Origin of the sequence: Streptomyces sp. NPDC085460 (assembly GCF_044541975.1) — a bacterium.
Lineage (GTDB): Bacteria > Actinomycetota > Actinomycetes > Streptomycetales > Streptomycetaceae > Streptomyces.
In genome coordinates this window covers 56,618-65,400 of sequence record NZ_JBITTO010000020.1, presented here as the reverse complement: position 1 = coordinate 65,400, position 8,783 = coordinate 56,618, and the positions used below count along the sequence as shown (strand labels likewise).

The 8,783-nt window shown below is 73.1% G+C and carries 14 protein-coding genes; all 14 read right to left on the bottom strand.

The genetic code is table 11. The features are described 5' to 3' along the window. Window positions 1-56 precede the first annotated feature (56 nt). The gene (locus ACIGHB_RS33280) at window positions 57-266 is read right to left on the bottom strand and encodes a hypothetical protein (RefSeq protein WP_399918463.1); all 210 of its coding nucleotides are present in this window, start codon (window positions 264-266) and stop codon (window positions 57-59) included. Further along, a complete protein-coding gene (locus tag ACIGHB_RS33275) occupies window positions 263-1,237 on the bottom strand; it encodes an AAA family ATPase (RefSeq protein WP_399918525.1) in 975 nt (324 codons plus the stop codon). Before ACIGHB_RS33275 ends, ACIGHB_RS33280 begins: the two co-directional genes overlap by 4 nt. Window positions 1,238-1,242: 5 nt before the next feature. Further along, complete coding sequence (locus ACIGHB_RS33270; protein ID WP_399918460.1) at window positions 1,243-1,593, bottom strand: hypothetical protein; 351 nt, start codon at window positions 1,591-1,593, stop codon at window positions 1,243-1,245. Continuing rightward, entirely contained in the window at window positions 1,590-2,099 is a 510-nt protein-coding gene (locus ACIGHB_RS33265; protein ID WP_359173036.1) for a hypothetical protein, read from the bottom strand. Before ACIGHB_RS33265 ends, ACIGHB_RS33270 begins: the two co-directional genes overlap by 4 nt. A 105-nt stretch (window positions 2,100-2,204) precedes the next feature. Then, window positions 2,205-2,498, bottom strand: a complete 294-nt coding sequence (locus ACIGHB_RS33260; protein WP_399918458.1) for a hypothetical protein — start codon at window positions 2,496-2,498, stop codon at window positions 2,205-2,207. 261 nt (window positions 2,499-2,759) lie between these two features. Continuing rightward, window positions 2,760-3,188 carry an RRQRL motif-containing zinc-binding protein gene (locus ACIGHB_RS33255; protein ID WP_399918456.1) on the bottom strand — a complete coding sequence of 143 codons (429 nt, stop codon included), beginning with the start codon at window positions 3,186-3,188 and terminating at the stop codon, window positions 2,760-2,762. Window positions 3,189-3,385: 197 nt separating this feature from the next. Beyond that, a complete protein-coding gene (locus ACIGHB_RS33250) occupies window positions 3,386-3,622 on the bottom strand; it encodes a hypothetical protein (protein ID WP_399918454.1) in 237 nt (78 codons plus the stop codon). 114 nt (window positions 3,623-3,736) lie between these two features. Continuing rightward, complete coding sequence (locus tag ACIGHB_RS33245) at window positions 3,737-3,991, bottom strand: hypothetical protein (RefSeq protein ID WP_399918452.1); 255 nt, start codon at window positions 3,989-3,991, stop codon at window positions 3,737-3,739. A 39-nt stretch (window positions 3,992-4,030) separates the two neighbouring features. Next, entirely contained in the window at window positions 4,031-4,834 is an 804-nt protein-coding gene (locus ACIGHB_RS33240; protein ID WP_399918450.1) for a hypothetical protein, read from the bottom strand. 118 nt (window positions 4,835-4,952) lie between these two features. Beyond that, complete coding sequence (locus tag ACIGHB_RS33235) at window positions 4,953-5,513, bottom strand: hypothetical protein (protein ID WP_399918448.1); 561 nt, start codon at window positions 5,511-5,513, stop codon at window positions 4,953-4,955. 93 nt (window positions 5,514-5,606) lie between these two features. Continuing rightward, window positions 5,607-5,753: a hypothetical protein gene (locus ACIGHB_RS33230; protein WP_351220478.1), complete on the bottom strand. Its 147-nt coding sequence runs from the start codon at window positions 5,751-5,753 to the stop codon at window positions 5,607-5,609. Between the two features lie 103 nt (window positions 5,754-5,856). Beyond that, window positions 5,857-6,045, bottom strand: a complete 189-nt coding sequence (locus ACIGHB_RS33225; RefSeq protein ID WP_399918446.1) for a hypothetical protein — start codon at window positions 6,043-6,045, stop codon at window positions 5,857-5,859. 82 nt (window positions 6,046-6,127) lie between these two features. After that, entirely contained in the window at window positions 6,128-8,275 is a 2,148-nt protein-coding gene (locus ACIGHB_RS33220; RefSeq protein ID WP_399918444.1) for a chromosome segregation protein ParM, read from the bottom strand. Window positions 8,276-8,354: 79 nt separating this feature from the next. Beyond that, on the bottom strand, window positions 8,355-8,771 hold the full coding sequence (locus tag ACIGHB_RS33215; RefSeq protein ID WP_399918442.1) for a conjugal transfer protein TraB: 417 nt from the start codon (window positions 8,769-8,771) through the stop codon (window positions 8,355-8,357). Window positions 8,772-8,783 lie beyond the last annotated feature (12 nt).

The window sequence follows — 8,783 nt, the reverse complement described above, 5'->3', positions numbered from 1 at the left end:
CCCGGCAGGGAACGGGGTGGTGAAGATGGGAAGGCCCGGTTGGGCCGGGCCGGTGGTCAGAAGTCGAGCCGGACCGTGATGGGGATGCGGCGGTCGCCGTAGTCGCGGCGGGGGTCGTGGACGGTGCGGCAATGGGCGGCGAGCCCGGCCGCGCCGCCTTGGACCGGGATGCGGCACTCGGCGCAGCCGTGCCACCACTCGTCCCCGTCCAGAAGGTCGGCCGGGGTGAGCGGGTGCGGGTGCGGGCCGTCGGCGGCGCGGCTCATTCGCGGACCGCCGCGGTGTACTGATCCTCCAGGTCGGCGCGGCCGTAGGGGTCGTCGGCCATGCCGATCGCGTGGTCGTCGGCCTCCTGGTCGACGTCGTCGTAGCCGCCGTGGACGTCGCAGACGATGTCGTCGCGGTGGTCCAGGTCGCCGGTGAGGGCGCGGTGGAGGCAGGTGACGCTGTAGGCCGGCGTCCAGGCGGTGGCGTTGCACTCGGGGTCGAACGGGCACGGCACGGCGATGTCGAACCCGATGTCGCCCTCGCCGTCGACGTCCAGGCGCAGCGCGAGGGTGAGGTGCTGCCGGCCGAGGCGGATCTCGCCGACGCGGTCGCCGCCGGCGATGTCGGTGTCGTCGTTCCACCGCCACATCGGCAGGATCTCCTCGCCGAAGAAGCGGCGTACGAGGAGCAGGTGGCCCAGGCCGTCACCGCCGTCCAGGCCGAGGTCGGCCTGACGGGTCCCACTCAGGTGCCGCAGGTACGGCTCCAGCCGGTTCAGGTCGTGGGCGAAGAGGACCTGGGTGAAGCCCTCCCGGGCGAGGCTCTGGTGGGAGAACGTCATCTCCTCGTGCTGCCGCCGGACGACGTCGTCGGGCACGCGCCGGTTCGCCGGGCGCGGCTGCTGGCGCTGGAGGCACAGCGACAGTGGCGTGGAGACGACGACCGCGACCGTCGGCACGCCGTACTTCTTCGCCGTCATCACCAGCTCGACCCTGATGGCTTCCTGCACGTTCGTCGCGTCGATGACCGTGTTCAGGCGGCGGGCCATCCGGCGCTCCAGGATGAGCTTGAGGACGTCGGCGGCGTCGGCGGTGGCGGCCTGGTCGCCCGGGTCGTCGCTGACCGTGCCCCTCAGAGCGTCGAGGGAGAGGACCTGGGAGGCCGGCCAGGTGCGGGCCAGGGTCGACTTGCCGGCGCCGCTCGCGCCGATCAGCACGACGAGCGCGTTCTCCGGAAGCCGCGGGTGCATCTGACTCACGTGTCGTCTCCTTGCGGGGTGAGGGCGCGGGCGGCCCAGGTCATGCGCTGCCCGGCGTTGTCGGTGATCAGGGCGGCGGCCTCGTGCAGGGAGCGGAAGGCGACGCCGTCGCGGTAGGGCTCGAACTGCTCCGCCCGGCGGGCGGCGATGCTGACGAGCTGGGCGAGCGAGGGGAAGAGGCCGCCGGGGACGTCGATGTCCTCCTGGAGCTCGCGCAGGATCGCGGCGAGCTCGGGGGCGTCGAGGTCGTCGGCGGTCAGGTCGTCCTCGATCTGCTGGAGGGCGAGCTGGGCGATGCCGAGCGAGGCGCGCACCCGGTCCAGGCGCGTGCGAGGGCGTGCGGTCACCGGGTCTTCGCCCCGATGGTGGCGACCATCGCGGCGGCCGTCTCCCAGCCGTGGTGCCAGGCGCTGTCCAAGCAGTACGCGCCATTGATGCCGTGATCGGCCAGACGCCAGAAGTTGCCCTTGCCGGTCTTCTCGGCGAGCGTCTCCAGGAGCCCGCCCGGCACCCGGCGATCCGCGGCGTAGTGCGTGACGAACGACAGGGCGAGCGCAGCCGCGGCGGCGCCGGGGTGCAGCCTGATGCCCAGGACGCGGGCGCCGGCCCCGACCGCGAGGGCCTGGGTGGCGGTGTAGGTCAGGCAGTGCCAGGCGCACGCCTTGATTCCGTCCGTGGTGCCGTGGACGGTCGGCTCGGCGTCCGGGTCGTCGGTGGTGAGGTACACGGGCTTGTCGTCGGTGGCGCCCTTGACCCGGGCGCAGTAGTCGGACTGCACGAAATGATCACCGACGTTCGACCCGGCGCGGCCCAGTCCGAGGACGGCGGCGAAGAGGGCGGAGCGATGCGTCATGCTGGGGTTTCTCCTGATCTCGAAGGGTGAGCGGGTGGCCGGCCCTTTGCCGATGCGCGGCCACCCGAGGTCCGACCCCGGCCGCACTGGCCGGGGTCGGGTCGTTCAGAACGGGGGCTCGTCCCACCCGGCCGGGACGGGCAGGAGCCGGAGGCGCCAGGTGGGCCGGTTCGTCCAGCAGTCGCACGCCTCCATCTCCGGGTTCGCGCCGTCGACCCACCAGCCGCCGTCGCCCCGGCAGTCGGGGCAGGAGCGCCGGGGCTGGGGCGTCAGCTCGATGCGGTGCCGGTCGACGTAGAGCTTGAGGTGACTGGCCCTGAGCGCGACGGCGACGGCCCCGGCTGTGGCGGCCGGGAGGGCGGCGAGCAGCAGGGCGGCCCGCAGGCGGCGGCCGGTCACGTCAGCGGGATCGCGCGGCAGGCGGTGGCGTGGGCGTTGGCGTCCGGCCTGATCCGGAACAGGTAGTCCGTCTCCGGCCGGTTGGAGACCTCGCCGCAGCCGTGGCAGTTCCAGCGGTGGTGGTCGGAGTGCTTGCCAGGGCCGGTGACGTCGACGAACGAGCCGCCGGTGGTGACGAACCGGATGAGCAGGCCCTGGGGCGGTCGGGCTCGGTGAAGGCGGAGGTACGCAGGGCGGTACGCATCGTGTGTCCTCTCAGGTTCAGGCGGCGAGCCGGTGGGCTGGCGCCGGGGGAGCGATGTAGGAGGTGGGGTCGGCGGGCGTGCCGTCGAAGCACTCCAGGCAGGACCCCAAGGTGCGCAAGGGGATGCAGTGGAAATAGCGCCGCCCACAGGCCCCGCAGGTCTGGCGCTTGGCCATCGCCTTGTCGAGCGCGGCCTCCTTCGCGAGCGTCATCGGGCGCTTGGGCTTCGCCAGGTCGATCCGGTACAGCCACGCCCACCGCTTCCCGCCGCGGCACTCGATGCGGGCGACCGGCTCGGCTCCGCCGGGGCGCAGTCCCATCTCCCGGAGCTGGCGGCGGGTCGCGAGGTTCTCGCGCCCGGCCTGGCGCCACCGGTAGACCGGCAGCGTGCCGTCGCGGGGGTCGTGCGGGTCGATGTCGACCAGGTCCTGGTCCTGGTCGTCCATCACCTGCTCCAGGTGCCGGGGAGGCGGGCGGGGCGCTGCGGGTAGCGGGGGCCGGGGCGCTGCGGGCGGGGCCGGCCGATCCGGCGGCGCGGGCGGGGGATGAGCACGGGCAGTCCTCCAGTCGTCGGTGGGCAGCGCTGCGCCCCGCCGACGTCGTGCTGGTGTCGGCGGGGCGCAGCGGGGGTGGTGCGGCTGGGTTATGCGGCGAGGCCGTGGGCCGTGCGCGTGGGGTGCTCACCGGAGCTGGCCGGGGCGGGCGTGGTGCGGGCCGGCCGCGGCTGGTCCGGCTGCTGGGGGGCGCCTGCCAGGTGGGTGCCGATCAGGTAGCCGATCAGCAGCCCGACGACGCCGTAGACCTGGTGACGGTTGGCCTTCCACCAGGTCGGGGCCGGGGGCTCGGTGAGCACGCCTATGACGGTCGGGGCTTTCGCCAAAACGGGGTCTCCTTGTCGCTCGCGTTGGGGTGGTGCGTGCGGCCGGGCGGCCTGTCCGGCCCTCGCCCCTCCCCGCGGGCGCGGGGTGGGGCGAGGGCCAGGCAGGGCGTCAGGTCAGCGGGCGCGGCGGGGGCGCAGTCGGCGGGTGGTCCACTGCCGCAGCCGGTCGAGGCGCGTGGGGTGGGTGTGCCGCCAGGCGGTGGGGAAGACGCCGTCCTCGGTGAGGAAGGACCGGGAGGCGCCGCAGGTGCAGATCCAGAAGTAAGGCTCGGGACGGGTGTCGTCGCGTACGGCGGTGACCTTCGCCTGGGCGCCGTCGTGGCGGCCGTGGAAGGTGGCGATGAGGTACTCGGTGTCCTTCAGCTGCATGGGGTGTCCCTTCGTCTGTTCGGTACGGCGGGGTGGGGTTCAGCCCTGGAGCGGGTGGAAGTTGCCGGGGTCGTCGCCGAAGTCGTCTCCGGCCGGGGTGGGGGCGGGGAGGGTGGCGTGGAGGTGGAGGGCGGGGCTGAACACCGGCGCGGGTGCCGGGTGGTTGTGGACGATGGGCCGCAGGGTCAGGCCGCGCAGGGCGAAGATGCTGGCGAGTGCCCACATGAGGGCGGCGAGGCCAGTGGCGGCGGCGCGTCCGCCGGCCGGGGTGGCGGACCAGATCATGGCGAGGGAGCCGATCCCGAACAGCAGCCAGGCGATGCGGGCTCCGGCGTTGCCGAAGAACCCGCCGACCAGGCCGACCAGCCCGGTCAGCTGCCAGAACGCGTACAGGGCGGCTGGGGCGACGGGCAGGTGCGCGGCCTGGTCGGCGAGGAAGACGCGGACGGGGTGGTCGACCGTGCCCCACAGGCCGCTGCCGTCCACGGCGTCGGAGGCCGGGACGTCGGACAGGCCCTTGAGCGCGGCGGAGGCGATGTCGCCGGCGGCGTCCAGCATCATCACGATGAGGCTGAGTCCGCCGAGCAGGAGAACGGCCTTGATCCAGGTGGCGATCTCGTACCAGCTGACGTGCCGGGCCTGGCCGACCTCCTCCCACCGCTCGTAGAGGAAGCCGCCCTCCTTCCAGGTCTTCTTCCACGCGGTGCGCAGCCACGCGAGCCGCCCAGCGCCGTGCTGGTCGGCCGGCGGCACGGGCGGGAGCTGGTTGAACAGTTCGGGGAAGCTCAGCTTGTACTGGCCGTTGGTGGGCTGGTCGTTGGTGGGCTTGTCGTCGGACTGCATGGCGGGGCGACTCCTTGCTCGGGTGCGTGTGATGGGTGGTGGTGGGCAGGCCGGACGGCCTGGCCCGCACCCGACCGCGAGGGGTTCGGGTGCGAGGCAGGTGGTCCGGAGCGGGAGGTCAGAGGCCGCGGGCGTCGGCGAGTCCGGCGGCGTGGTCGAGCATGCGCATTGGAACGCGGCCGGAGCCGTGGGCGTCGTTGAAGGACGGCACGGAGTCGACGTGCTCGCCGAACTTTCTGCGGATCGCGTCCAGGAGCACGGAGGCGGCGTCGGCTTCCAGGCCGCTGTCGCCGCCGGCCTCGATGCGGATGGCTCCGAGCATGCAGTGGGCGCCGTCCTCGTCGGCCAGGGCGCCGGAGCACCAGCCGCCGGTGAGCAGGCGGTGGTGGGCGCGCTGCAGAAGGGCCGCGACCGGAGTCGGGTAGGAGGCCGGTGACGGCTGGAGCGTCGGGGTCAGCGGGACGGTGACGACGTCGGCCAGGTCCACGGGCTCGATCGGGATGTGCGCGGTGTTGACCGCGTGGGCGACGGCCGCTTCGTTCAGGCGCGCGGTCATCTCCATGTTCACGAGGGCGAGGCGTTCCTCGAAGGTCAGTGCCGCCGCCGGCGGCGCGGTGGCGGTCTGGCGGGTGGTCGGGGCGGGCGGGTGTATCGCGGGGGAGGGCGCGGTGTCGGGCATGGCGGGCTCCAGGCGGGAACGCGAAGGGCGCCGCCGGGATCGTTCTCCGGCGGCGCCCTTCGGCGTCGTGCAGCGGGGAGGGGAGGGGTCGCGCTAGTCGTCGGGGGTGTAGTTCAGCGCGCCGCAGTTCCAGCAGTCCCATTCGTCGGGGACGTCGACCAGGTCGCAGCAGTTACAGCCGTCGCCGTGCACGATGCAGTCCTCGCCGCAGCTCCAGCAGGTGTAGTGCAGGTGTGCCATGCCCTTGTCCCTTCCCCCGTGATCGTGGTGGGGCCCGACAAGAGCATGCGCCAGCTACCGGCGTTTTATCGCGGAGTTGATGAAGCTGGCCGGACGGGGCCGGTCAGAGGCTGGCGATCAGTCCGGCGAGCGAGGCGAGGCCGTTGTTGATGGTGGGGGCCAGGCCGGTCGCGGCAAGGGTGAAGCCGAACAGGGCGCAGGTGGCGGCGGAGCCGACACGGACGTGGCCGCCCTTGACGAGGACGACGACGATGATGCCCAGCAGGACGGCGGCGGAGATCGACAGGGCCACGGAGGGTGCTCCTTCGGGGTTGGGGGTGGGGCCGGCCGTGCTCGGGCAGGCCGGCCCCGGGATGGGTGGGTGGGTGGGTGGTTCAGGCGTCGGTGAGGCTCTTGATGGCCTCCAGCGCCTGGCGGGGCGAGGTGACCTTCGGCTCGGCGCGGCGGGCGCTCTTGGAGCCGCGCCCGCCGCCGCCCTTGCCGCCGCCTCCACGCCGGCGGGGCTTGCCGTCGCCGTCGTCGTCCTCGTCGGGCTCGGGCCAGAACTCGCCGGGCCGCGGCTCGGGCTCGCTCCAGTCGAACCACAGGCCGAGCTTGGTCAGCTCCTCGATCTCGTAGTCGGTGAGCCGGTTGATCTCGCTGGGGAACAGGCCGGAGAGGTCGTGGTCGAAGTCCACGAACAGGGCCTTCATCAGGACGGCCCGCCCGTTGTCGAGGACCACGACCGCGACGCCGCCGGTGGAGACGCCGTTCTCGGGCTCGGCCTCGCCGGCCATGGCCCGCTCGATCGCGCTGCCTTCCTTGGGGGCGTAGCGGGCGGGGATGGTCGGGACGTCGTAGGCGTTCTCCATGGTGCCCTCCGCCGCCTTGCGGGTGGCGCCGGGCGAGCCCATGTTGAAGATGACCGGCCTCGAGTTCTGCCGGAGGTTGTCCTTCATCTCCGTGGAGAAGCCGTTGTGCGCGAACGGCGACTGTCCGGCCGGGTTGAAGCCGATGCCGTACTTGAGGCCCATGACGGTCAGGGCGTCGCCGTCGGCCTGGATGAACTCGCCGTACTCGGGGTCCTGGCTCGCGGTCATGAACTCGTCCGCGTAGACGTTGAGCTGCTTGTAGGGGCAGCGCGGGTCGCCGGGCTTGTAGTCGTGCGGCTTGCCGTCGTGCGCCCACGGCATCTCCGCCCGGATCTGGCACAGGGCCTTGGCCGCGCGCAGTTGGCGGGCCATGTAGAGCGGGGTGATGCCCTGGCGGTCGATGAACTCACCCAGGGCGGTCGTCTTCTCGTCCTTGAAGCAGGACGACAGCCACACGATCTGTCCGGCGTTGGACTCGGCGACCATGGTGACGGCGAAGAACTGGGTCTTGCCGCCGCGGGTGACGCCGAGGACCAGGCCGTGCTTGGCGGCGTTCTTGTCGTGCTGGAAGACGAAGTTGTGCACGGGCTGGCCGGTGATGCTGAACCCGCACACGTACATGCCCTTGGCGTCCGGGGTGAGTAGCTCGCGGGTGGCGGGGAACTTCGGGGACAGCGGCGGGGTGTCGAAGACGCTGATCAGGAACTCGGCTCCTTCGACCAGGACGAAGACGCGGCTGTCGTCGTCGGGCAGGCCCAGGCCGCGGCAGACCTTGGACAGGTCGATGCGCGGGGTGTCGGTGGGGTCGGCCATCCGCGCCCGGTAGAACGTGACGCCGCGCTCGTTGTCGCGGGTGGTGTGGACCAGCTCGGAGCCGGGGGCGCCGCCCTTGGGGCTGGCGACCCGGTCGGTCCACTTCTCCTGGTCGGTCGGCTTGGTGCGGCGCCGGGCGTTGGCGTCGGGGGTGATGTGGGCCTCCATCCAGCCGGGGCCGCCCTGGCGGCCGGGCTGGATGGCGACCTCGGAGAGCACGACGTCGCTGGAGGGCACCGCGAACGGGGCGGCGACGATCTCGGGGGTGAGGCCGGTGATCGGCCGTCCGGTCTCCGAGGCGCGCAGCAGGATCGTCAGGTCGTGCCGCTGCCCGGGGTGCCGGGTGGCCGTGACGACGTGGGTGCGGCCGGGCATCCCGGCGTTCTCCCACAGCATCCGCACCTCGCGGGTGAGCAGGTCCGCGCCGTCGTCCACCACCGCCGGGGCCACCGGCTCCTCGAGGAGTTCGGCGGGCGCCGGCTGCGGGGCGGGGGCGGCGAGGGCGGGACGGTGGCGGCGGCGGGAGTGCCGGGAGTACGGCATCACCAGGCAGCCGGCCGCCGCCCATCCGGCGGCGAGCAGGCCGTCGAGCCAGTACGGCCCCCAGCCGGTGGTCGTCTTGGCGGCGACGTCGATCGCGGCGGCGGCCACGAGCGGCGTCCAGCGCAGGATCTTGCGTCCGGCGCCGGGCTCGTCGCTCTTGGCGGCGAGCACCCAGCCGCCGATCCCGGCCGCACCGGCCCACTGGACGACCTGGTTGACGGGGCTGTCGGGGTAGATGTTCGGGGCCACGGCCAGCACGGGCGCGGCGAGGGTGTAGGCGAGGCGTTCGAGCGTGACACTGCGCGGCGTGGCCACCGGTGTACTCCTTCGGGAACGAGCGCGGGCGGCCCCGCGAGGTGTCGCGGGGCCGCCCGTGGCGGGGTGGGGTGGGGGGTCAGCGGTTGAAGAAGCCCGGCTTGGGCGTCCTCTCGCGCCGGTTGGAGCGGATGTCGTCCAGCGCGCCGTAGAGCTTGGAGTGGGTGCGCTGGGTCTCGTGGGTGAGGTCGGCGGTCTCCTGCGCGGTGTCGCACAGCGTGCGGACCTCGCGGGTGGCGCCGTCCAGGGCGGTCTCCACGGCCCTGGTGAGGGCCACGAACTTCGGGTCGAGCTGGGCGTTGGCGATGTCCTGGGCCATGTCGCCGGCAGCGCCCGCGTTGGCCTGCATGCTGCGGCGCAGTGCCTCCAGTTCGAAGGTGGCGTCGTCCATGGCCTTGCCGAGCTTGTCGAGCTTGGCCTGGACGGCCTTGTACCGGTTGTCGCCGTCGGCCGGGGCGGGCACCGCGCCGGTGCCGCGGGGTGTGAGGTCGCTCATCAGCGGGATTCC

Excerpts from the sequence above, each read along its gene's own strand:
- ACIGHB_RS33230 (WP_351220478.1), bottom strand. The coding sequence starts at position 5,753 with ATGGCACACCTGCACTACACCTGCTGGAGCTGCGGCGAGGACTGCATC.
- ACIGHB_RS33255 (WP_399918456.1), bottom strand. The coding sequence starts at position 3,188 with ATGGACGACCAGGACCAGGACCTGGTCGACATCGACCCGCACGACCCC.
- ACIGHB_RS33265 (WP_359173036.1), bottom strand. The coding sequence starts at position 2,099 with ATGACGCATCGCTCCGCCCTCTTCGCCGCCGTCCTCGGACTGGGCCGC.
- ACIGHB_RS33235 (WP_399918448.1), bottom strand. The coding sequence starts at position 5,513 with ATGCCCGACACCGCGCCCTCCCCCGCGATACACCCGCCCGCCCCGACC.
- ACIGHB_RS33215 (WP_399918442.1), bottom strand. The coding sequence starts at position 8,771 with ATGAGCGACCTCACACCCCGCGGCACCGGCGCGGTGCCCGCCCCGGCC.
- ACIGHB_RS33275 (WP_399918525.1), bottom strand. The coding sequence starts at position 1,237 with ATGCACCCGCGGCTTCCGGAGAACGCGCTCGTCGTGCTGATCGGCGCG.
- ACIGHB_RS33240 (WP_399918450.1), bottom strand. The coding sequence starts at position 4,834 with ATGCAGTCCGACGACAAGCCCACCAACGACCAGCCCACCAACGGCCAG.
- ACIGHB_RS33245 (WP_399918452.1), bottom strand. The coding sequence starts at position 3,991 with ATGCAGCTGAAGGACACCGAGTACCTCATCGCCACCTTCCACGGCCGC.
- ACIGHB_RS33280 (WP_399918463.1), bottom strand. The coding sequence starts at position 266 with ATGAGCCGCGCCGCCGACGGCCCGCACCCGCACCCGCTCACCCCGGCC.